The sequence below is a fragment of the Coleofasciculus sp. H7-2 genome, from assembly GCF_042747725.1.
Lineage (GTDB): Bacteria > Cyanobacteriota > Cyanobacteriia > Cyanobacteriales > FACHB-T130 > FACHB-T130.
The window spans coordinates 42,357-65,245 of sequence record NZ_JBHZGO010000002.1 but is presented as its reverse complement, the minus strand read 5'-3'; the positions used below and the strand labels follow the sequence as shown (position 1 = coordinate 65,245).

The 22,889-nt window shown below is 47.3% G+C and carries 22 protein-coding genes and 1 pseudogene; 17 read left to right on the top strand and 6 right to left on the bottom strand.

Annotated elements, in window-relative coordinates; translation table 11 throughout:
- On the top strand, nucleotides 1-410 hold a 410-nt coding region (locus ACFW2W_RS00640; RefSeq protein ID WP_378171940.1), incomplete at its 5' end, for an IS1 family transposase.
- Here the strand turns inward: ACFW2W_RS00640 and ACFW2W_RS00635 are convergent.
- Nucleotides 309-1,208, bottom strand: a complete 900-nt coding sequence (locus ACFW2W_RS00635; protein WP_378171938.1) for an integron integrase — start codon at nucleotides 1,206-1,208, stop codon at nucleotides 309-311. The two genes, ACFW2W_RS00640 and ACFW2W_RS00635, sit on opposite strands and share 102 nt — an antisense overlap.
- A gap of 267 nt (nucleotides 1,209-1,475) precedes the next feature.
- Nucleotides 1,476-2,060, bottom strand: a complete 585-nt coding sequence (locus ACFW2W_RS00630; RefSeq protein WP_378171936.1) for a TetR/AcrR family transcriptional regulator — start codon at nucleotides 2,058-2,060, stop codon at nucleotides 1,476-1,478.
- A gap of 124 nt (nucleotides 2,061-2,184) precedes the next feature.
- Here ACFW2W_RS00630 and ACFW2W_RS00625 point away from each other — a divergent pair, with 124 nt between their 5' ends.
- Nucleotides 2,185-2,661: a GNAT family N-acetyltransferase gene (locus tag ACFW2W_RS00625; protein ID WP_378171934.1), complete on the top strand. Its 477-nt coding sequence runs from the start codon at nucleotides 2,185-2,187 to the stop codon at nucleotides 2,659-2,661.
- A gap of 218 nt (nucleotides 2,662-2,879) precedes the next feature.
- On the top strand, nucleotides 2,880-3,362 hold the full coding sequence (locus tag ACFW2W_RS00620; RefSeq protein WP_378171932.1) for an AAC(3)-I family aminoglycoside N-acetyltransferase: 483 nt from the start codon (nucleotides 2,880-2,882) through the stop codon (nucleotides 3,360-3,362).
- Nucleotides 3,363-3,476: 114 nt separating this feature from the next.
- Here ACFW2W_RS00620 and ACFW2W_RS00615 read toward each other — a convergent pair whose 3' ends face one another.
- Complete coding sequence (locus ACFW2W_RS00615) at nucleotides 3,477-3,626, bottom strand: hypothetical protein (protein WP_378171930.1); 150 nt, start codon at nucleotides 3,624-3,626, stop codon at nucleotides 3,477-3,479.
- A 626-nt stretch (nucleotides 3,627-4,252) separates the two neighbouring features.
- Between ACFW2W_RS00615 and ACFW2W_RS00610 the strand changes: the two genes are divergently transcribed.
- Nucleotides 4,253-4,450, top strand: coding sequence for a DNA-binding protein (locus ACFW2W_RS00610; protein ID WP_378171929.1), 198 nt, complete (start codon nucleotides 4,253-4,255; stop codon nucleotides 4,448-4,450).
- Entirely contained in the window at nucleotides 4,447-4,833 is a 387-nt protein-coding gene (locus ACFW2W_RS00605; RefSeq protein ID WP_378171946.1) for a type II toxin-antitoxin system death-on-curing family toxin, read from the top strand. Before ACFW2W_RS00610 ends, ACFW2W_RS00605 begins: the two co-directional genes overlap by 4 nt.
- Nucleotides 4,834-4,945: 112 nt before the next feature.
- On the opposite strand, the gene ACFW2W_RS00600 is transcribed toward ACFW2W_RS00605, so the two are convergent.
- Complete coding sequence (locus ACFW2W_RS00600) at nucleotides 4,946-5,101, bottom strand: hypothetical protein (protein WP_378171948.1); 156 nt, start codon at nucleotides 5,099-5,101, stop codon at nucleotides 4,946-4,948.
- Here ACFW2W_RS00600 and ACFW2W_RS00595 point away from each other — a divergent pair.
- A pseudogene (locus ACFW2W_RS00595) lies at nucleotides 5,077-5,595 on the top strand (IS630 family transposase); the annotation flags it as partial. The gene ACFW2W_RS00600 and the pseudogene ACFW2W_RS00595 overlap by 25 nt on opposite strands.
- 481 nt (nucleotides 5,596-6,076) lie before the next feature.
- Here ACFW2W_RS00595 and ACFW2W_RS00590 read toward each other — a convergent pair.
- Nucleotides 6,077-6,556 carry a hypothetical protein gene (locus ACFW2W_RS00590; RefSeq protein ID WP_378171927.1) on the bottom strand — a complete coding sequence of 160 codons (480 nt, stop codon included), beginning with the start codon at nucleotides 6,554-6,556 and terminating at the stop codon, nucleotides 6,077-6,079.
- Nucleotides 6,557-6,713: 157 nt separating this feature from the next.
- Between ACFW2W_RS00590 and ACFW2W_RS00585 the strand changes: the two genes are divergently transcribed.
- The 5 genes from ACFW2W_RS00585 to ACFW2W_RS00565 all read left to right on the top strand — a co-directional run bounded on the left by ACFW2W_RS00585 (nucleotide 6,714) and on the right by ACFW2W_RS00565 (nucleotide 14,921).
- The gene (locus ACFW2W_RS00585; RefSeq protein ID WP_378171925.1) at nucleotides 6,714-7,298 is read left to right on the top strand and encodes a thioredoxin family protein; all 585 of its coding nucleotides are present in this window, start codon (nucleotides 6,714-6,716) and stop codon (nucleotides 7,296-7,298) included.
- 111 nt (nucleotides 7,299-7,409) lie between these two features.
- Nucleotides 7,410-8,378 carry a molybdopterin-dependent oxidoreductase gene (locus ACFW2W_RS00580; RefSeq protein ID WP_378171923.1) on the top strand — a complete coding sequence of 323 codons (969 nt, stop codon included), beginning with the start codon at nucleotides 7,410-7,412 and terminating at the stop codon, nucleotides 8,376-8,378.
- Between the two features lie 264 nt (nucleotides 8,379-8,642).
- A complete protein-coding gene (locus tag ACFW2W_RS00575; protein WP_378171921.1) occupies nucleotides 8,643-10,061 on the top strand; it encodes an adenylate/guanylate cyclase domain-containing protein in 1,419 nt (472 codons plus the stop codon).
- A 909-nt stretch (nucleotides 10,062-10,970) separates the two neighbouring features.
- A complete protein-coding gene (locus ACFW2W_RS00570) occupies nucleotides 10,971-12,596 on the top strand; it encodes a ferredoxin--nitrite reductase (protein ID WP_378171919.1) in 1,626 nt (541 codons plus the stop codon).
- A gap of 78 nt (nucleotides 12,597-12,674) precedes the next feature.
- Nucleotides 12,675-14,921, top strand: coding sequence for a molybdopterin oxidoreductase family protein (locus ACFW2W_RS00565; protein WP_378171917.1), 2,247 nt, complete (start codon nucleotides 12,675-12,677; stop codon nucleotides 14,919-14,921).
- Between the two features lie 59 nt (nucleotides 14,922-14,980).
- Here the strand turns inward: ACFW2W_RS00565 and ACFW2W_RS00560 are convergent, their stop codons facing one another.
- Nucleotides 14,981-15,214, bottom strand: coding sequence for a hypothetical protein (locus tag ACFW2W_RS00560; RefSeq protein ID WP_378171916.1), 234 nt, complete (start codon nucleotides 15,212-15,214; stop codon nucleotides 14,981-14,983).
- A gap of 996 nt (nucleotides 15,215-16,210) precedes the next feature.
- Between ACFW2W_RS00560 and ACFW2W_RS00555 the strand changes: the two genes are divergently transcribed.
- From ACFW2W_RS00555 to ACFW2W_RS00530, 6 genes are all read left to right on the top strand, one after another.
- Nucleotides 16,211-17,713, top strand: a complete 1,503-nt coding sequence (locus tag ACFW2W_RS00555) for a NarK family nitrate/nitrite MFS transporter (RefSeq protein WP_378171914.1) — start codon at nucleotides 16,211-16,213, stop codon at nucleotides 17,711-17,713.
- Between the two features lie 394 nt (nucleotides 17,714-18,107).
- Entirely contained in the window at nucleotides 18,108-19,490 is a 1,383-nt protein-coding gene (locus tag ACFW2W_RS00550; protein ID WP_378171912.1) for a chloride channel protein, read from the top strand.
- Between the two features lie 153 nt (nucleotides 19,491-19,643).
- On the top strand, nucleotides 19,644-20,114 hold the full coding sequence (locus tag ACFW2W_RS00545; RefSeq protein WP_378171910.1) for a nitrate reductase associated protein: 471 nt from the start codon (nucleotides 19,644-19,646) through the stop codon (nucleotides 20,112-20,114).
- A 155-nt stretch (nucleotides 20,115-20,269) separates the two neighbouring features.
- A complete protein-coding gene (locus ACFW2W_RS00540) occupies nucleotides 20,270-21,199 on the top strand; it encodes an N-acetylmuramoyl-L-alanine amidase (protein WP_378171908.1) in 930 nt (309 codons plus the stop codon).
- 344 nt (nucleotides 21,200-21,543) lie between these two features.
- Nucleotides 21,544-22,428 (top strand): TIGR02587 family membrane protein, encoded by an 885-nt coding sequence (locus ACFW2W_RS00535; protein ID WP_378171944.1) that lies wholly within the window; start codon nucleotides 21,544-21,546, stop codon nucleotides 22,426-22,428.
- Nucleotides 22,425-22,853: a TIGR02588 family protein gene (locus ACFW2W_RS00530; RefSeq protein WP_378171906.1), complete on the top strand. Its 429-nt coding sequence runs from the start codon at nucleotides 22,425-22,427 to the stop codon at nucleotides 22,851-22,853. Before ACFW2W_RS00535 ends, ACFW2W_RS00530 begins: the two co-directional genes overlap by 4 nt.
- Nucleotides 22,854-22,889: the final 36 nt, after the last annotated feature.

The following is a 22,889-nucleotide window of genomic DNA, read 5'->3' as shown; positions in this document are numbered from 1 at the left end:
CCTGGCTATGGACAGCAGTAGACCACTTTAAACCAGGTATTTTAGGATGGGTTTTAGGCGACCATAGCGCCAAAACTTTTGAACCACTATGGGGTCTTGTTAGTAAATGGAAATGCTATTTTTATGTGACAGATGGGTGGAAAGTTTACCCGAATTTTATTCCGGAGGTCGATCAAATTATTAGCAAAACCTATATGACAAGAGTTGAGGGTGAAAATACAAGACTTAGACATTATTTGGCTCGGCTCAAACGAAAAACTCTTTGTTATTCTAAGTCTGAACAAATGCTACGACATTCAATTCGATTACTAATTCATTATCTCAGATTTGGAGATGTTCCAATTCCCTATCAAAATCAAAGAAATCATTTTCGGCTCCCCTCTCGCATTCTCGCTCGCATCATACCCTAATTCAGCAACGCCCTTTGTGCCCCGCACTGCTTGCTTGACTGCTTTTTGCACACTGCTCTCATGTAGGTGATGCCGACACATCAAATCACCACGCGGATCTTTGGCGATCTGGCTAGAGGGGAACACAAACTGCCATACCCAGTCTCGATTTGCATTCGGATACTTGCGATCTAAGGCATAGGGCAACGGCACGGCTCCAAAGCCTCGCCCTAAGTCTTGCTGATGTTGCCGCTTGACCCTAACGAGATGATCGCGCAGTTCCTCACTCACGCTGATAGGTAGCATCGTGACACGGCTTTTACTGCCCTTGCCATCTCGCACCAGAATCTGATGTTGAGCAAAATCGACATCCTTAACCCGCAAACGTAGCCCTTCACACAACCGTAATCCACCGCCATAAAGCAATTTCACCACCAACTGCTGAACGCCGCCGATGTTTTGAATGACTGCCCTTGCCTCTTGTGGGGTCAGAACTGTGGGGAGATATTGAGTGCGTTTTGCCCGAATCGCATTGACCTCAGCCACCTCTAAGTTCAACACTTCTCGGTAGAGAAACAGAATGGCGTTGAGAGCTTGATTCTGAGTGGAAGCAGCAACCTGCTGTTGGACTGCCAGGTCGGTCAGAAATGCCTCAATCTCTGCTCGTCCCATCTCACGCGGATGACGCTTTTCATGAAAGAGGATATATCGTTTTACCCACTGCACGTAGGTTTCTTCCGTCCGGTAGGCATAATGCTTAAGCCGAATCACGTCACGCAGTTGGTCTAAGAGCTTTTTCGGGCGAGGTTCCGTCACCATCCAGGCACAATACTAAATATGTGCTTGATGATACTCGTTGTTTTATCCGTACACATCTGAAGATATGAGGAAAGTTTCCTCAGATCCACCCAGATCGGCGTATTATGAAGAAACTTTCCTCAGATCCACCTGATTTAGGAGGATCGCAAGAAAAAATCTGCCTATCCACCTGTTTTGGGGTGGATCTGAGGGAAAAATCTGTCTAATAACAAGTTAGCTAGCTTCGTTGACATGTGGTGGCACTAGTTTAAAACTTATCGTCAGTGTTCAGGATGATGCCAGTAAGATATTGATATGTCGCCGCACAAGGTATTGCTGTTGCTCTGCCGAGAATTGTTCAGGACAGATGACAATCCCAGTGCCAATACCATCCACTAGCGCGACAAGTGCATTGGCTTCGAGGGTTAGATCAAGATCGGCTCGCAGCAGATTAGCGGTTTGTAAGTCAGCTAACGCTTGAGTAAGCATTTGTCGTAAACAGTCATAACGTTTTCGATGTTTCTGAACTAAATGCTCGCGCCCGATCGAATAGCCCAAAAACGCCACCCAAACCTTCCAATCGTCTTTGTCGCGGTTCTCCAGAGGGAGGGCTGTAAAAAGCATTGCTTCTAGCCTGTCAATGCCTTGCTCCTTCTGAGTACAGCCTTTCATTTCGTCTAGAACGTTTTCAAACACTCGTTCTAGGGCAAATAAGATCAGGGCTTCTTTATCTCGAAAGTAATGGGTCACAACTCCAGTTGAGGAGCCAAGCTCCTGCGCGATCGCTCGCATACTAGTGCGATCCAATCCTTCCCGAATAATTACCCGCCATGCCGCATTAGCGACTTCAATGCGGCGATCGTCAAAATTCATAGCGCGTCCCTAGTTTGCAGCGATATCAAACAATCATCTTGACATTTATCATAACAGTTGTTATGTTTTTACCGTAACATAACAACTGTTGTAATTTTTCTCCTTTACACTGCTGGAGTTCGCGATGATCCGACCAATCCTGCCCGATGATGCAGAGGCGCTGATTGCCTTAGCTGGCTCTATGGAACTCTTTTCGTTAGACGAACTAGAGGAGTTGCGTCAGATGTTGACCGCTTCGTTAAGCAAAGATGGAGACATCCATCCATTCTGGCTTACAGACGATGATGACGGACTTGTGGCATTAGCCTACTGCGAACCGGAACGCATGACGAACGGAACCTGGAACCTGCAACTGATTGCCGTCCACCCAACCCATCAAAGGCAAGGACGCGGTGCGAAACTGCTACGCTTTGTAGAGCAGACTTTGGCAGACCGAGGTGCAAGGCTCTTATTGGTTGAGACGCTGGGCACGCCAGATTTTGAGTATGCACAAGCGTTCTATCACAAAAACGGTTACGAAAAGGAAGCGCGTATACGCGAGTTCTACGCGGAAGGTGCAGACAAGATCGTTTTCCGCAAAGCACTGTCTAGCCAGGGGTAATGAGCTTTTGCACTAGACTAGCTATCGCCGCCAACTGGGAGCCATCTTTATGCAATTGCTCAATTCAGATTGCGTCTAATGCCAGCCAGCTAACACGGCGTTGGAGCGGCAAACGGAGTTTTTGCGCTTCGTTTCAAATCTCTTCGTCGCCGCTCAACTGTGTCGTTATCCATCGTAGATTGCACACTTCCATACTAGATTTGCATTCAGACTAAGCTATGTCATTTTCACGCCCATTTAGTATTCGCTTGCTTAAGTCTGAAGACTTAGCGCTGATGGAATCCATGATGACGACCTTCGGCAAGGCGTTCGACGATGTAGAAACCTATACAGCGTCTCGTCCAAGTAATGCCTATCTTCAGCGGTTGCTCAGCAGCGATTACTTCATTGCGCTTATAGCGATGAAGAATGGCTCGGTAGTGGGTGGAATCGCTGCGTACGAACTCCAGAAGTTTGAGCAGGAGCGCAGTGAAATCTATATTTATGATCTGGCTGTTGCACAAGCGCATCGGCGCGAAGGCATCGCGACAGCGTTGATTCAAGAACTCAAGAAGATTGCAGCGGCACGTTCATCCTATGTCATATTCGTGCAGGCAGACATCGGAGATGAGCCAGCGATTGCGCTCTACACGAAGCTGGGAGTTCGTGAAGAAGTGCTGCACTTCGATATCGCAGTTGCAGGCGATGATAGCATTGCATAACAACCCCAATGCACACCGACCGCCGAGAGGTTATCGGTTGAAATTCGAGGTTGTCTGTGGCGGGTGATTGGGGACGTTATGCTTATCCTGAAAAGTCCTCTCAGGATGAGAAAGTTATAACTGGTTTGTATCCAGGGAGATTACCTGATCGGGTGCCAGAATACCTCCGGCTGTAATCACTTCCAGTCTTCCAGTTTCCTGGGGATACTGTGTCTTGACTTTGGCGCTCTCTATCTGAATATCTGCTCTGATCCAGGTAGTCAATGCAGATCAACGAACTGGAATGTGTGCAAACATCAACGTTCTCAATTCAAACGTGACTCGCGAGAGAGAGTTTAGGAGAATCGTGACCGATAGAATCAGAGCAGGAAAGACGTATCGGGTCTGTCTTGTAGCTGACAACACGCCGACGGGTGCAGGGCGTTGGGTCACTTGCCAAGATCTTAGAGCTTTTGTCCCATCGTCTGGGCAATCGATCGTCATTAACTTACAACAGGCATCGCTACGATTCTTACGCCCTAATCCCTAATTGCAGTGCGATCGCATATCGCGTAGGGTGAGGAGAGCGATAGCGTAACGCACCATCCCAAAAGCTAGCCTAACTTATATTACTCACCCACAACGTTGTTCGGGATGACAGGCATTTGATGGAGCCGTTCTCAAACGGCACACCAAGCGTAAAGCTCTTTTAATAGCTTGAGCAATTAGATGCTGCCAGTGCGACGAGCAATGAATTTTCCTCATTGCTCGTTTCCTGGTAGAATGCTGACCAAAACTCAATTTAACTTTGACTATTAGCTGTTTTTGCTTCCGGGTTGGGAGTATACAAAGAACTTTCAGTCCATTGTAAATGTTAAACTTTACTCAAAACTACTAGGAGTGAGATCGCTATGGCTTCTATTATGATTGACCTTTCAGATAGCCAATTTCAAAAACTACAAGATTTGGCAAGAGTGCATGGAATTGTGCTTGAAGTTCTATTAAAGGCTAGCTTAGAGGATTGGCTCAATTCTCAAAAGAGCGAATTTGTTGATGCAGCTAATCAGGTGCTGACGAAGAACACTGAACTGTACCGACGCTTAGCATAATGCGCTTTTTGACGTTAATCGAGGTGTTAGAACTGCATCGTAGAGTCATTGAGCAATCTGGTGGAGCATTAGGTATCCGAGATGTGGGTTTGTTGGAGTCAGCGATCTCGCAACCTCGAATGACCTTTGGTGGGGAAGAATTGTACGCAGATTTGCTTGAAAAGGCAGCAGTAATAGGGTTTTCCATCATCATGAATCATCCGTTTGTGGATGGGAACAAGCGTACAGGTCATGCTGCGGCAGAGACTTTTCTTGTCCTGAATGGAATGGAAATTAATGCCTCTGTGGATGAGCAAGAGCGTGTGGTGTTGGCGATCGCATCGGGTGAGTTAGGGCGCGAAGCATTTACAGAGTGGTTGCAACAGCACACAACCGCCAGCTAACAAGTCGATGAAGCGGACGGTTGAGAGACCCTAGTGGAGTGGTCGAGGCTATTTGCCGCCGCTTATCTTAGTCGTTATGCTCATCCTGGGAACTTCTCTCAAGATGAGAACGTTATAACAACTTTATATCCAGAGAGATTACCTGATCGGGTGCCAGAATACCTCCGACTGCGATCGCTTCCAGTTTCCTGGGGATGCTGAGTCTTGACTTTGGCGATCGCCCGATTTGCAGAAGGAGGCTTACGGGATGAAGAAAAACGACAGGCATTTTTAACGCAGTTATCCACACTAGCTCCTGAGAAGATTGTTTACCTCTCCGGAGTCGGGGGATGGATAGTCGAGATCAGTATGATTATGGTTGAAATGATCAAGGGCAACGCTTCCATGCCCCTACATCGAGGCGTGAAGGGCGGATAAATATGATTGCCGCCTTGTGCAACCAAAATTTGATAGCTCCCTTCACTATTGAAGGGGCGTGTAATCGAACAGTATTTGAAACCTGGTTGGAAAATTGTTTGCTTCCCTCACTCACAATTGGACAGGTTGTGGTGATGGATAATGCCACTTTCCACAGAGGTGGGCGCATCTCGGAACTGCCACTCGAATGCCGGCTGTAAACTGCTATATTTACCCCCTTATTCACCAGACCTTAACAAAATTGAGCAATGTTGGTCTTGGTTAAAAAGTCGCATCCGCAAAAAACTGGAGCAGTTTGATTGTCTACGAGATGCCATTGAAGATGTGCTTCGCACAGTGTCCTAACCGCCTTGGCGGTTGCTATATAATAATTCTGGATTTTATTTAATCCACATTCCTAAACATACTGCTAAGGGTTAATTGCTAATACCTAGTTTCCCTTAAACCCTGAACAATTACCCATTACTCCTCTTTTACCTGTGCCTTTGTTGATTTCTGCCTAAGTGCTGATCAATAGAATATAAACTCAGTTCCTCTTTTAGGGATAAGGGGAAATTTTTTGTTTTCAACCCTAGACTTCACTCAGTTTTTTATGATATGATGAGTTTGACGAGGAAGAACTATCATTAAATATTTATTTGGCACAGATTTCGATTATTTAATAATAGCACCAAACCCAAGAAATTTGTAGTAGTTTCGACACCATTTCCTAAATTTCAGTTACTTGCGCGTAGTTTATCGCGATCGCTCGCAGCAATAGCCATTGATAGTAGCCCCAGGCTCTGATCCTGGGGCGTATATTTGCTTTAATAGACACTTAAAGCTCTCAGCTGCGTTTTTTTCGGGTTCGTCGCCGCAGTTTCTGTGCCAGCGACGCGGCTTCCCGTTCAGCTTTGTATAGATCGATAGATCGAGCCGTCAGCACTAACGATCCATCGAGCTTTTGTCCTACGTAGGGTACACTCGTTACTTTATACTCGCAAATGTCAGCATTGCCCCGAAGGGATTTCAAGTCTGTATTGACTTGAGCTGAGATTGCCTTGAGTTCCTGTATTGCTGCCTCTAGCTCCGCTGAAAGCCGATTGATTTGGGTTGCTTGCGCCTCTAGGTGTTTTAATTTTTCATTCAGATGTTCCTGTAGCAGTTCCTGGTAGGTCTTAACCCGTAGTGACGGAATTAACCTGCCTGAGTCGGCTGTCTTTAGAGGTCGCAGAAGGCGCTTGTTGGCATCACACCTTACAGCTTGGCGGTTTAGTTCGCCGCGTTTTGTCTGGACTACTTTGAGGCTGGCTTGCAGTTTTGTCATGTCGATGGCTGGATGGCTACCTAACGACTGGGATGCGGAACGCAATTAGTACAATTGTACTATATCAAGAGCGATCGCTACTGGCGCTGGTTTTTTTTTCAGTGGTAGAGCAATATAAGTGGGAGCACAGTCTACCAAAACGTAAGGAGTGCATACAATGGCGCGAACCGCCTCAACCATGTTGGCTCTGGGAACTACAGCCCCAGATTTCCAGTTGCCGGATGTGGTATCTGGTCAAACCATTTCCCTTGCCACGTTTGCCGATAAGCAGGCATTGCTGGTCATGTTCATCTGCAAGCATTGCCCCTTTGTGAAACACATCCAGGGAGAACTCGTGCAGCTTGGCAAGGATTATGTAGGACAAGAGATGGGAATTGTGGCAATTAGCGCCAACGATGCCAGCAACTATCCAGATGACGCCCCCAACTCACTCAAAGCAATGGCGAATCAGCTGGGATTCACCTTTCCTTTGTGCTACGACGAAACTCAAGAAACTGCTAAAGCTTATACCGCTGCTTGTACGCCAGACTTTTTCCTATTTGATGCCAACCAAAGTTTGGTTTATCGCGGTCAATTAGATGACAGTCGCCCCGGTAACGATCGACCAGTCAACGGCAAGGATTTACGAGCCGCGATGGATGCAGTGTTAGCAGGTCAATCAATCCCCTCAGACCAGAAGCCTAGCATCGGCTGCAACATTAAGTGGAAGCCGGGGAATGAACCGACGTATTTTCCTGATTAATCGCAGCAACAGGGACTTGTGGAAGGATGCAGCACCAAGGTTTAAGGTTATAAAAATGAAATGATATCTTCCCCAATCCCTCTTACCTGCTGCCTCTTCCTGCTTGCCTTCATGAGCGGATGTCAAAATCAGAAACCAACCAATGCCCAGATGGAGGAGTGGAGAAATGAGGCGATGCAAAAAAACGCCGCAATGGTTGCCGCTCATACAAACAATCGACAGCGGCAACAGTGGAATCTAGAAATTCAGGGGAAAACGACGGCGGGAAAATCCGTGCGATTGACCATGCAAGAACTAGACGCGATCGCCACCACCCATATACGGACGCGATCGCCCCATAATACAAGCAACAACCCCGATCGGATTTTTGACTTCCGTGGTGTTGCTGTCTCTAAACTGCTCGACAAGTTCGGCATCACTGATAGTACGGAAGTGACGCTTGTATCCTTCGATGCCTACCGAGCCACCGTCAGCATTGCAGATTTGCGTGCGTACCCGATTATCATTGCTTTAGAGCGCAATGGGATGCCCATTTCCCGCAGCGAAGGCGGCCCGCTTTCCCTAGTATTTCCCTACACCGAGTACCCGCAGCTTGAGCAAAAATATCCCGACCGTTTTTGGGCATTTTACGTGACCAACCTGATCGTCGGTACAGAGGCAGTGCGACTGCGCGTTGGCGAAACCCCGCTTGATGCCAAAACCATCAGCCAACTGCCACAAGTCACCATCGAAGAAGCTGTTGGCTACCCGATTGGCTGGCCTATTGGCAAAGTCAAGCTCGCGGGTGTGCGCGTGCGGGACGTTCTGGCAGCTGCCGGTGTCACACTACCAGAAAACGGTATGGTTGTCATTCGGGGAAAAGCGCCCGTCTCCCGCAATGCCCTGAATCCAATTCGTTTGACAGCCAACGAAGTGCGAGACTGCGATATTTTGTTGGCCACGCACTGGGGTAACGAACGCGACCCGATTCCTGCCAAAATGGGTGGTCCGGTGACGCTAGCTTTCCCCAGCAATTGTCAAGCTAGGTACGAGAATCAGCGCTGGCTGACTTTTGTAGAACAACTTGAGGTTAGCAAATAATAGAAGTATGGCTAATGAGAGTTTTGAGTTTTGAGTTAAAACAGGACTTACGCAAAGCTTATACATATAGCGTTTTTTCGGGTTCAATCCCCCTGTGGTTGCCCTCATAGATGTGGTGCTATGCAGCGTAAGTCCTGTTAAAAGAAAATTTTTTCATTCAAAACTAAAAATTTAAAACTTAAAACTTTTTACCAATTACTAAGTACCCATTACCAATTAGCCATTATGAAAGTTGCCGCGTTCCGCTCAATTCACACACGAATTATGACCGCCACGACACTCTTGATTGTGGCGATTGTCGGTTCTGTGTTGTGGCTGTGGGCGAAGAACGAGAGACAACTCTACCGCGATCATAAGCGGCGTGAAATCCAGCAGCTAGCGATCGCCTTATCCAATACCTGGACGAACGAACTTGAAGACCAAAATTGGGGTCAGATTCGGCTCGGTTTCAATCTGCTACTGAAGCGCAACCCAGACTTTATGTACATTCTGATCTCCGATGTGCGCTTGTCAAATCAAATCGTCGCCGCCAGCGAAAGCGCACTTCAGGAACAGTATATTCCCGATATTGTGCCTGTGCCAGTAACAAACTCGGCGCTGGCAGTGTATGAAGATACCCGCGTTGTCGAGACATTCCTGCTGCGCGACATTACCTTCAACCGCAAGGTGCGGGCACGTCGGGGGGAAACTGCCATCGAAGTTGCTGCCGCAATTCGCAACTCTTCCGGGCAAAAAATCGGGACGTTGCGGATAGGAATGTCACTGCGGCAGGTGAATCAAGCGGTAGCGATCGCTGTAGAAAAAGCGCTTTTGGTGGGTGTTTTTGCCCTCTCCTTCGGTCTTTTCGGTTCCTACCTGTTGGCGAGGGAGCTAAGTAGTCCCGTGCGGCGGTTACAATTGAGTGCTGCCAAAATTGCCGCTGGCGATTTACACCATCGGGCTGAAATTTACCGCAAAGATGAAATTGGCGCTTTAGCGATCGCTTTCAATGATATGTCGGCAGCGCTACAAAGTTTATTTAATCGGCTACAAAAAACCATCGAGTCATTTCATCGATTCGTGCCAGAGAAATTTCTCCTAGTGATTGCACCCGACGGCATCGAGAACATCCAAGTCGGCTTTGCCTCGACGCGCATTATTACAATCCTATTTGCCGATATTCGTGGCTACACGGCAATGTCAGAACAAATGACGCCTTTAGAAACCTTTTCATTTTTGAATGACTACCTCGCCTGCATGGGACAAGTGATTGACAAGTCCGGCGGCTTCATTGACAAGTATATCGGCGACGCGATTATGGCGCTCTTCGACGATGAGGCGACAGACAATGCATTGCACGCGGCATTAGCAATGCGACAGCGACTTAAAGTACTTAATGAAGAGCGATCGCACCAAGGTTTGCCAATCATCGACATCGGCATCGGCATCCATCGAGGCGAGGTAGTCATGGGTACCGTTGGATTTAGCTCCCGCATGGAGTCTACAGTCATTGGGGATGCCGTAAACGTAGCAGCTCGTGTCGAGAGCCTCACCAAAAACTACGACAGCACCATCCTCGTCACCAAGCCAATCGTCGAAGCGCTGCGCCACCCCGACACTTTCCCCCTGCGCTTAGTCGATAAGTTTGTTCGGGTTAAAGGCAAAGAAGAGCCAGTGGCGATTTACGAACTTGACGCAGTATAGGTTTCCCCTATAAAATTCTCTCTTCTCTTACTCTCTCTGCGCTCTTGGCGTCCTTGGCGGTTCGTTTCCCCCAAATTAACCAAGACTGCTATATATCCCCAAGAATGACTGAGAATTTAAAAATTCTTAATGCCTGCGCTAGATCGACGATTCTGAGAATTCTGACCCGATAAGGCAGCACTCAAGAATCTTCAACCAGACAAACCGATTAAAAAGTTTAAAAATGTATCAAATACGGCAGTTTTTTCAACAAATTTGTGATTAACTTACTTATAGAAATCCTACTAATTACTTCAGTATTCTAGGAGAACCTCATCCCGTCTCAGGCAAACCCCTAGAGCTGGCCCAGAGGGTCTGGGGGTGAGGTTCCAAATGATGAGTATTTCAACCTGATTGACGGAAAAAACTCCTGAAACATGAATAAAAATCGTAGGTTGGGTAGAGCGATAGCGAAACCCAACAAACTTCACCAGTGCTGGGTAACGTTGCCTCAAAGAGAGCCTACAGATCCGAGATTTCTCAGTCAATCAGCTATTTCAAGGGATTTGCTTGTAGATAAATCCCTTCATAAATCTTACACGCTAAAGCTTACAGCCATTTCTAAGAATACCAACTAGGAAAACGACAACCTGGGAAATATAAGTTATAAGCAAGTGTGAGTTGAAAGTTAATCTTCAGCGCCCATTAAAATCCTGTTTGGCAAGTAACCATAAACATAGACTTTTAGAATTCTAAATATTTCAAAAGAAAGGTTTTATTGGCAATAGGCAGCTTCTGTAACAAAGTCTACCGTTTCAATTTAAAAAAGCGCCTAACTTAGCAGAAAAAGCAGTATTTAACAGCCAGAGCAATAGCTGTGCGGTTACACGTGCAATTGCGCCAGATACAGGTACGCAAGGAGGAAAAGCCGTGACTAACGTAACCACGCCTACAGAAGCAATAAAGGCAACCAAGCCTACGGACAAACTAAACAAGATTGAAAAAGCCAAAGCTGCAAAACATCCCCTATTGCTGAAGCAAGAACTGGAGCATTTTGCACAAATTGGCTGGGAGGCGATGGACGAGTTTGAACGGAACCAAGGGCTGAAGTGGTTGGGTTTTTTCCATCGCACGGTGACACCCGGCAAGTTTATGATGCGAATGCGGATACCCAACGGCATTTTGACCAGCACTCAAATGCAAGTACTAGCTGAAATCGTGCAACGCTACTGCACGGGTTCGGGATTTCAAAACCAAGGAAACGCCGACATTACCACCCGGCAAAATTTCCAATTGCGGGGGATTCGGATTGAGGATATCCCAGAGATATTCAACCGTTTGTTAAAAGCCGGTCTGACTTGCATTCAATCGGGAATGGACAACGTTCGGAACATCACGGGTTCGCCAGTTGCAGGCATTGATGCGGCTGAATTGATTGATACGCGGGGGATCGTCCGCAACCTTCAGGACATGATTACCAATAACGGTGAGGGCAATCTCGAACTCAGCAACCTACCCCGAAAATTTAACATTGCCGTTGCTGGGGGTCGGGACAACTCCGTTCATGCCGAAATCAACGACCTTGGCTTTATCCCCGCTTACAAAAACCATACCATTGGATTTAATGTCATCGTCGGCGGCTACTTTGCACCCAATCAATATGTAGAAGCCATTCCCCTTGATGTTTGGGTTCCTCCTGAAGAGGTTGTCCCTTTGAGTAAGGCAATGCTGGAGGTTTTCCGGGATAACGGTCCCCGCGAGAATCGGCTAAAGTGCCGGATCATGTACCTGATTGAGGGTTGGGGCATTGAAAAGTTTCGGGCGGAGGTCGAAAAACAACTAGGGCATTCGCTGGAATCGGCGGCTGAAAAAGATGAAATTGACTGGGACAAGCGCGACCATATTGGCGTTTATCCCCAAAAGCAATCGGGACTGAACTACGTCGGTTTGCACGTCCCTGTCGGTCGCTTGTATGCCCATGAAATGTGTGAACTTGCCCGAATGGCGGAAGTTTATGGCAGCGGGGAGATTCGTCTGACTGTCGAACAAAATTTGATTATTCCCAATATCCCCGACACGCGCTTACGTCCCTTCTTAGAAGAACCACTGCTTCAAGAACGGTTGTCTATCGATCCAGAAATCTTGAACCGGGGGCTAGTTTCTTGTACGGGTAGCGAGTTCTGCGGCTTTGCGATCATCGAAACGAAAAACCGGGCGCTTGCCTTAATTCAGGAACTGGAGGAAGAGTTAATTCAACCGCATCCGGTTCGGATTCACTGGACAGGTTGCCCAAATTCCTGCGGTCAACCGCAAGTTGCAGATATTGGCTTCATCGGTACGAAGACGCGCAAAGATGGTCAAACCGTAGAAGCGGTCGATATTTGGATGGGTGGCAAGGTAGGGAAAGATGCACACCTTGGCAAAGAGATTATGAAAAAGGTTCCCTGCGAGGATCTCAAGTCAGTAGTGCGAGACTTGCTGATCGAACATTTTGGGGCAATTCCCAAGCAGCCACAAGAAAAGCTAGACGCAGAGAAAGTTGCCGTTAGTCCTTAGTCATTCGTCACTTGCTAATTACTAATGACCGATGACTGATGGCTGATGACCGATGACCTATGACTAATGACGAATGCCATGAGTGACTCAACAAAAACCCTCTGCCCCTACTGTGGCGTTGGCTGTGGCTTAGAAGTTTCGCCGCCTGCGGCTGCAAATCGGGAGACAAATCGAGATAGCCAAGGAAATCCGATCTGGAAAGTGCGGGGCGATCGCTCTCATCCCTCCAGTCAAGGTATGGTATGTGTCAAAGGAGCTACGGTTACAGAATCGATTGATAAAAACCGTCTCCTCTACCCGATGATGCGCGACTCTCTGGATGCACCCTTCCGTCGCGCTTCTTGGGAGGAAGCCTTAGATGCAATTGTCAGTCGCATTGGTTCCGTCCTGAACTCCACTGGCCCAGACGCCCTATGTCTATATGGTTCCGGTCAGTTCCTCACAGAAGACTACTACCTTGCCCAAAAGCTTTTTAAAGGAATCTTGGGCACGAATAACTTCGATACCAACTCGCGCCTGTGTATGTCTTCTGCCACGGCGGGGTATTTTTACAGCCTGGGTTCGGATGGTCCGCCTTGTTGCTACGAAGATTTAGAACTAACCGACTGTGCTTTTATCATCGGTAGCAACACAGCAGAGTGTCACCCGATTATCTTCAATCGACTGCGGAAACACCATAAACAGAACCATCACGTCAAAATGATTGTGGTCGATCCGCGTCGCACCACGACAGCCGAAGCCGCCGATTTGCATCTAGCAATTCGACCTGGTACCGATATCGATTTACTCAATGGCATCGCTCATTTGCTTCTACGATGGGGCAAGATGGATGTTGATTTTATTGAGGATTGCACCGCAGGCTTTCCCACCTACGCTGAGGTTATTCAACACTATCCACCGGAAGTTGTCGCCGAACGCTGCGACATTTCCCTGGATGACCTGATAAAAGTTGCCAAAATGTGGGCTGAGTCTAAGTGCGTCCTCTCCATGTGGACGATGGGTTTGAACCAATCTTCCGAAGGGACTGCCAAAGTATCCAGCTTGATCAACTTGCACCTGATGACGGGTCAAATTGGCAAACCCGGAAGCGGCCCTTTTTCCCTGACGGGTCAACCCAACGCGATGGGGGGACGGGAAGTCGGGGGTCTGGCTCATTTGTTGCCCGGATATCGTTTAGTGAAGGATCGCCAGCAGCGAACCGAAGTCGAGCAGTTTTGGAAGCTTCCCGCTGGGAAGATTTCGCCCGTTCCGGGTCGCAGCGCTTGGGAAATTATCACCGGATTAGAGACGGGAGAGGTAGAGTTTCTCTGGATTGCGGCGACTAACCCGGCAGTGAGTATGCCCGATTTGGAACGAACGAAAGCAGCGCTGAAGCGATCGCCTTTTACGGTCTATCAAGACGCCTACTATCCCACGGAAACTGCTGCCTTTGCTCACGTTTTACTTCCGGCGGCGCAGTGGGGCGAAAAAACTGGGACGATGACAAATTCTGAACGAGTCGTCACCCTGTGTCCAGCTTTCCGCAAACCCCTGGGGGAAGCGAGGGCAGATTGGGAAATCTTTGCAGAAGTGGGTCGTCGGTTGGGATATCCCGAACAGTTTGCTTTTACTCACTCATCGGAAATTTATGATGAATTTGTGCAGCTAACACGCGATCGCCTCTGCGACCAAACTGGCATCAGTCACGAACGTCTGACAAAAGAAGGTCCCATTCAATGGCCCGAACCCATTAAAAATGAAAAATTAAAAATTAAAAATGAACCGGAAAAATCTTCCCTCAGCACTCCTAAAAGGCTTTACACCGACTTGCGCTTCTCGACGCCGGATGGACGGGCGCGTTTTGTTGCCAAGCATTCGCGGGGACTCGCAGAACCCCCCGATCCCAGCTTCCCCTTTGTGCTGACGACGGGCAGACTTTACGGACACTGGCACACGCAAACTCGTACCGGACGGATTGCCAAAATCCGCCAAATGCATCCGCAACCATTCATTGAGATTCATCCCCGCGATGCTGCGAATTTAGCGATTCAGGAGAATGACTGGGTGGAAGTGCGAAGTCGTCGCGGCACTTCTCGATTCCCAGCCAAGGTCACTAAGACCATTTCTCCCGGTACGGTCTTTGTCCCCATCCACTGGGGCGATCTTTGGGCGGATGGTGCCGAAGCGAATGCCCTAACTCACCCCGCATCCTGTCCCGACTCCCTGCAACCCGAACTGAAAGCTTGTGCCGTGCAACTGGTGCCGATTGCTGCCCATCTGATGTCTGAGGAGTATTTGCTTACCAAAACTCAATCCAAAGCTTTGTCCTCACCGCTGTCTGTTTGAAGCGATCGCCAAAGCTTTGGTTTTCTCTCACCTGCAATCTGCAAGTTTCTACCAGAAGTTTACTGTTTTGGGGCAACCCGAACCCTATCCACTTTTTCTCCAAAAACGCTCCACAAGCCTGCCTCTCCCAGCGCGGTTGGCGTCTGGGATTGGAGGTTGGCAAAAGTTGAACTATAAACAATCGGAATCAACCCAAACATCAAAGATACCACCGTAACCAGAAGCACCAGCATCAATGGGTTAGAGGGTTCTTGCCGCGCTATCAATACTTCGGGGCGTTCTTGCGTTTTCATTACCAAAACCTTTTGATTAATTTCTAAAAATTGTGCTTTTCTTTAAATCTAGCAAATATTCTGTAGCTTAATATACAAAATTCTTCTTTTACAAAAGTTTAAAATAGCCTGAACTCAATTTCCTTGGCGTTAACGGCTTTAAGTCAATGTTGCAACTATCGGCAGGAAGAGATCGGATTCATCGAGTTGGCATAACCCGATTAGGGACGCAACAGCAATCTGTGTCTAGAGATGGGGCAATGTCATGAAATGCTCAAAGAGTATCAAAACTCTAATTTTGCTAGAGATTCTGAGCATCCGACCAAATAACGCGATCGCATTCTAAGCTCATTTAATTTTTTTAAGCCCTGACAATCTAATCGCTCAAAGACTATCCGCGAAATCTATTAATAAATTCTTACTTAGTAAGATGTGCAGATGTTAACAGGCAGCTTCTAGAGCGTGTGACAAAAAAAACAACAGAAAAATAAACCTAGAAATCCCAACAGAGCGAGGCAGTTTTCATAAAAATTTCCCATAGCTCCCTTTCATCAAAGGGGAGTTATTTGCCTTAAGAAATTGAACGGTTATAACTCAGTAAATACTCAAGAATAAGCACTCCATTACACATTTTGCATTCAAATTATGCAAATTTTGCAATATAGAAGAAAGAATACTTCATAATACAGATACAATACCTAACAAGATAGAGATTTCAAAAAGAAATCTGCCTTTTGTAACAAATTCTACCAACTCAGATTATTCAGTTCATTAATCTAAGAAAAGCGCTCATTGCTAAAAAAAAGTAACGGTCAGCAGCTCGGCTCAATAAAGTGAGATTTTATGTTTGAACACTTTCAAGCAAAAAATAAACCTAACCCCGTGGCAATTGTCTAATTCCGTAAATTTTTTCTCCTGGGATTTATCTCCACGATTGAATCTATAAAATTTACGCCAACCCCCAAGAATAGCTCCGCGCTTTGATGCATACTTTACTTGAAAAAAAGAGGTTCTGAAATGTCCGGATTATGGTCATTTAGCGGTCGATACCGCATCTTACACCTGACCTGGTTTGCTTTCTTTTTAACCTTTGTCGTTTGGTTCAACTTCGCCCCTTTTGCCACAGCGGTGAAAGCAGATTTAGGTTTAAATGAAGCCCAACTCAGAACTCTCGCCATCTGTAACGTTGCACTCACCGTTCCGGCTCGGATTATTATCGGCATGATTCTGGATCGCTATGGTCCTCGGATTACCTATTCATGGCTTTTGATTTATGCGGCGATTCCTTGTCTGATGTTTGCCTTTGCACAGAATTTTTCCCAATTAGTTTTAAGCCGCCTAGCGCTGAGCATTGTCGGGTGTGGATTTGTTATTGGCATTCGGATGGTGGCGGAATGGTTTCCCCCGAAAGAAATTGGCTTAGCAGAAGGCATTTATGGCGGATGGGGCAACTTTGGCTCGGCGGGTGCAGCGTTTACCCTACCGACAATTGCGGCAGCAGCAGCCTTTTTAGGGGCGGGTCAAGTTAACTGGCGGTTTGCGATCGCGCTCACCGGAATTGTTGCCGCTATCTACGGAGTCGTTTATTACTTCAACGTCCAAGATACTCCTCCTGGCAAGGTTTACGAGCGTCCCCAAAGCAGCGCCGGAATGGAAGTCACTACCCAGAAAGACTTCTGGTTTCTGCTGCTATCAAACATTCCCTTAGTCGGCGTTTTGGGTCTAATTGCTTGGCGCTTAAATCAAGTCAAATTCCTTAATGTCACTCAATTGTACGTAACCTGGTTTCTGCTGCTGTGCTTGTATGCATTCCAAGCTTATAACTGTTGGAAAGCAAATAAAGGCTTGATGACTGGTAAAAAGCGATACGCCTCTGAAGATCGCTATCAATTTGGTCAAGTCGTCAATTTAGAAATCGCTTATCTTGCCTGTTTTGGCTCAGAGCTAGCCGTTGTTTCCATGCTCCCAACGTTTTTTCAAAGAGGCTTTGGATTGACAGAGGCTCTAGCCGCAGGAGTTGCCGGAACTTATGCTTTTATGAACTTAGCGGCTCGTCCCGGAGGCGGCTTAATTTCTGACAAGATTGGCAGCCGGAAGTGGACTCTGGCGGCAACACTTGCTGGTATGGGAGTCGGCTATTTAGTGTTTAGCGGTCTGGGTGGAAATATCCCCTTAGTTGGGGTAGTGATTATGACCATGATTGCTTCCTTCTTTGTCATGGCAGCAGAAGGTGCGACCTTTGCGATCGTTCCCCTGATTAAGCGGCGCGTAACGGGCCAGATTGCTGGGAATGTGGGTGCTTATGGCAACGTCGGAGCGGTCATTTACCTCACCGTCTATAGCTTTTTACCTCAGGATGCTGCGGGCGATCGCATCTTTTTCCAGATGCTGGGAATTGTTGGCTTAATTTCAGCTAGTATTTGTGCCTTTCTGCTCAAAGAACCGGAAGGCTCTCATGAAGGTGAAGAAATCGGAATAGCATCGTCAAAAGCTCCCGTTTTCTCGCGCGAACGAGAATAAAGTTAATCTTGACAAAAGTGCTAATTGGTAATAGATAAAGTGTCAGCACTTATACCCAATCAGGTTTAATGACTGACTTTTTCTAAAGCCAGCTTGGTAGGGGTGGGATTGAAACTCACCCCTACATTTTTATAGCGTGTAGGCAGGGGTTTATCGATGTGTTTGGCTACTCATGGATAGCGCCATGTGCAACTTTTTCTTAGCCCCCAATTTATCGGTGGTTGGGGGCTAAGAGATGTAAAGCTTCAGCAGGTGGGATGCTCCCTTACCAATTTAGGTAGATTCTTCGTATTCTCGCTGGAGAAAGTTGTTTTGAATACATATAGACGGGTGATTTGGGATTAAGTTAACCTTGCTTTCCCACTCACACTGCTAGTGACTTTGAGGAGATTTTATGTCATCTCCCGATCGAACAACCGCCAGCAACGAACATAACGTATACGCTGATACATTACCAAACAATTTCAACGATACTAGCGAACTTACCTATCAGCAAATCATTCTCTGTTCCGCAGTCATTGGAATTGCTGGAGGATTAGTTGCAACGGTTTATTACTACGTGCTGGAAGCCAGCCTGCATTTTGTTTGGCACACGCTTCCTGATGTTTTGAATCCTTACTTTTCTACCGGATTTCCCGCCTGGAATTACGTGTGGATTGCTACCACAATTGGGGGATTTTTTGTCGGTCTCACGCTGCACTTCATGGGTCTTCCCGGTGAAGTTTCTTTGGTCGTTGATAAAGTACACGATCCAGGACGAATTTCTCTGCGCCAAACCCCGGCAATGATTGTTGCCTCCCTGTTTTCGATTACAGCCGGTGGCAGTGCTGGTCCTGAAGCCCCGCTGGTGCAAATCAATGGCAGTTTTGGCGGCTGGCTGGGTCAAAAGCTCAATCTGACTCTGGCGACAACCCGCGTGCTGACTTTCTGCGGCATGAGTGCGGCACTTGGTGCATTCTTCGGTGCGCCTTTGGGTGGCGCACTCTTCGCCCTAGAAATTCCCCATCGTCGGGGACTGGAATACTACGAAGCGCTCATCCCTGCCGTGCTTTCGGCAATCTTAAGCTTTTTTGTATTTCGATTTAACACGGGGTTGACGATTGGTGGGATGTATCACTTTGCCGCAACTCCTAAGCTTTCGCTGATGAATTTGGGCGAAGGCGCACTGCTAGGGGCGCTAGGGGCGCTGATTGCGATGATCTTTATTGTTCTGTTCCGTAGTATTGGGTACTTGATTGGGTACATCGAACATCACACGATTGCGCTTGCTACTTTGGGAGGGTTAGCGATTGGACTGATTGCTTTAGTGTTTCCTCAAACGCTATTTTTTGGCGAAAAGGAAATTCATACGATTGTCGAAACAGGTTCGACGTTTGGGGTGACAATGTTGCTAGCGATCGCGTTTGCGAAGATGCTAGCGGTTAGTTTCACCCTCCACTCCGGTTTCCGGGGAGGATTCATCTTTCCGCTGTTTTACATTGGTGCGGCAGTTGGCTTGGCGATTTCTCTAGCTTTTCCCCAAATCCACCCGACAATCGGTATGATCTGCATGATGGCGGCAGTCAACGTGGCGGTGACAAAAACACCAATCAGTACCACTGTGATTCTCAGCGTGCTTTCAGACACAGCGATGGTGCCCGTTCTGGTGATTGCCAGTTTTGTCAGTTTCCTGTTGACTACCCAAGTATCGTTGATTCAAACACAGCGATCGCGGACGCCCAGCGGGTTGCAAACCAGCCCGATGCCGCTATATGCCGCTGCTCGTGACTTTCCATAAATCAGCCCTTGAATCCTGCCGACATTGAAAGCTTTTCACCCTCGCGGTAATGCTCCTAGTAGTCGCATTTTATGCCTTTAGGAGCTTTTTACTTGGAGAAGTCATTCATCAAAATTTTTGTTGTTTTTAATGTATTAATTGCCCAAAAAATTAATGAAACCTGACGAATCTACAGATAATTTCTTTCAATTTGAAGCCGACTTTGTAGAGTCCCTGCGTTGCATTCCTATGCAAGTGCGGATGAAATTAGACACTTGCGGCGTCAAACTAAAATTGCCTCACTGGCACCAATTTAGCCAAGCGGAACGGCAAACCCTGGTAGAGATGCCCTGTACCACAACAGATGAAGCTCAAGCCTACCGGCAATTACTGCACCAATTAGTTGTAGAACACACGGGCGTCCCTCCGAGTGACCTTCCTATAGAACCTCACCCAGACTGGATGGATGCCACAAAAGTACCCGCTAGCATTCAGGAAAAGGTAGCGGAATTTGGAGCAATACTGACACCTCAACAATGGGCAGAACTCACTCCAGCCCAGCGCTTTGCCCTAATCAAACTCAGCCGCCCCAGTCACGAAAACCAGAACTTTTTACCAGCACTCCAAGAATTTCACTTAATCTGAGCTATCAAGAAATGTGAAAAAAATTGCTGCTTACCTTGCTGCGGCATAGTTATTAGGTTACAAACGATGCTGGCAGTGCTAGAGAAAGCGTTTGTACCCTTGTCCCATCGCGCTGATCGTTCATCTGCCAGTCAACTTTAGAGGACATATTCAAGATGCCTTTCACCGCTAGCGTTATTTCATGCCAAGAGTGGGGTGCCAGACCCCCCAAACAGTGGTCAGAGGAAACCACACCCAAATACGTCGTCATTCACCATACCGATACGCCCAATCCCCCCAGCGATATCTCGAAAGGAACTGTGGATGGAGCGAAAAAATTTGCCAAAAGTGTCCAGAATACCCACATGGATGTTTTCGGCTGGTGGGATTCCGGTCACAATTTTTTGAATACAACTGGGGGCATTCTCTTAGAAGGAAGAAATGGTACTTTAGCAAAAATTAAACGAGGTTTGTGTATTCGCTCGTCTCATGCTGGCAATTCTCTAGGCAACGAATCGCCGGGAATTGAAAATGAAGGCAGGTTCATGACCCATCAGATGGGCGAAAAACAATGGAATAGTTTAGTTGATTTATGCGCTTCGATTTGCAGTTCCTGCAAGATTTCTCCTGACAATATCAAAGGGCATCGAGATTTTTCTGCCACTGATTGCCCTGGTGATTGGCTATACGCTCAACTGCCGCGTTTGCGTCAAGCCGTTCGTCAAAAGTTGGGTGAAATCGGTGTTCCGACGGACGATGGTTCTTTAAGGGTGGGATCGAGAGGCGAAAAAGTTAAACAATTGCAGCAGTTGTTGAAAGACAAAGGCTTTAATCCGGGTCCCATTGATGGTAGTTTTGGTACGGGCACAGAAGCGGCTGTGATTGCTTTTCAGAAATCCCAAGGGTTAAAGGCGGATGGAGTTGTGGGAACAACTACCTGGAATGCGCTGACCAACCCCACACAAGTACCTCCAGTTAATCTGGTGAATATGTGCAAATACTACCAAGGGTTGCCTCATCAAGATGATGCGCTGGAGTGGCTTCAGACGCAGATTCCTAAAGCAACTCTAGATGAGTTTGGGAAAAGATGGCGCAAGCCAACTTAGAAATCGGGGAGAAAAGTCAGGAGTTAAGAAAACAAACTATTGAGAATTTTCTCTTCCTCCTGGCTTTTGTCGGCTTCGACAGCAATCCTTGCAGCAGTTGTCAAATTCTTTTTTCTCTTTCTGGAGCGCCCTGGGCGTTCTGGAGCAGTTCGTTTCTTCACAAATCAAATAGGACTGCTATCGGATGATTTACGTTATTTGAGAGTTAGGGTTTGATAACATTTAATTTAAGAGATAAGTTGACGAACGGCTTACCGCCAGCTCCATCTGTTGTTGCTCCCGGCTTTTTTGCCGGAGAATGACTTTTGGCTCGGCATCAGCGGATGAAAAGCCGATGCCCCTTAATGACGATGAAACGCGCTCGAAAACATAAACCCGAAAAAATTTGGTTGAAAGAATGCGATGACCTAATTCGGGGTGCCGCTGGTGGGTTTTTATTTGGAATTCCACTGCTGTACACGATGGAAGTCTGGTGGATTGGGTCGTTCACCGAACCGCCGGTGATGCTAGCAGCGATCGCTGCCACGTTTGTCGTCGTTTTCCTGCTCAATCGCACGGAAGGCTTCCGCAAAACGAAGGACATTCGACAGAGTGAAGCCGTGATGGATACCATTGAAGCGATCGCTATCGGGATTGTCTGCGCGACTTGTATCCTAGTTTTGTTGCGGGAAATTACTCTAGATACATCTTTGGGTGAAGCGCTGGGAAAAGTAATCTTCGAGAGTGTACCGTTTGCTTTGGGTGTGGCGCTGGCGCGTTCTCTTTTAAGTGGCGATCGCTATCAGTCTTCTAATAGCCAGGACAATCCCTCATCGGCAAACGAAACAACCATCAATGCTACTTTTACAGACATCGGCGCTACTTTGATTGGTGCGACCCTGATCGCTTTTAACATTGCGCCAACTGACGAAGTTTCTATGCTAGCCGCCGCCTCGTCTCCCCCGTGGTTGCTGGCGATTATGGTAGCCTCAGTGTTGATTTCCTATGGCATCGTCTTTCAGGCTGGCTTTACTAATCAACAACAACGTATGCAGCAGCAAGGGATCTTCCAACGCCCTCTCAGTGAAACTGTTTTTTCCTATTTAGTCTCGATCCTGGCATCTGCCTTGATGTTGTGGTTCTTTCAGCAACTTAGCTTTGACGATCCGTGGCAAATGTGGTTGAGCTACACGTTGATACTAGGGCTACCAGCAACAGTTGGCGGTGCCGCAGGAAGGCTGGTAGCATGAGTCAAGCTCATCAAGACCCCGATTCAGCCGAACAGCAACAGCGATCGCCGCGATCGCCTGCGGAATGGGTTTCCTTTGCGATCGCTACGTGTATTGTGGCGCTATTGGTGGGACTGGTGCTGTATGACTGGGTAACGCAGAAAAATCAACCCCCGATTCTATCAGTCACCACTAAAGAAAGAGAGATTCGTCAAAACCAACAGCAATTCTATATTCCCTTTGAAGTTACTAACATTGGCGGAAAAACTGCTGAGTCAGTCCAAATTATCGCTGAGTTGCGCGTTAATGGGAAAGTTGAGGAAACTGGCGAACAACAGATCGACTTTCTCTCTGGTGGCGAAAAGGAGGAGGGGGCGTTTGTGTTTAGCCGCAATCCCCGCGATGGCGAGTTAGTCGTGCGAGTATCTAGCTACAAGTTACCTTAACTATTAAATTTCTTAGCGTTTTTTGCGTCTTTGTGT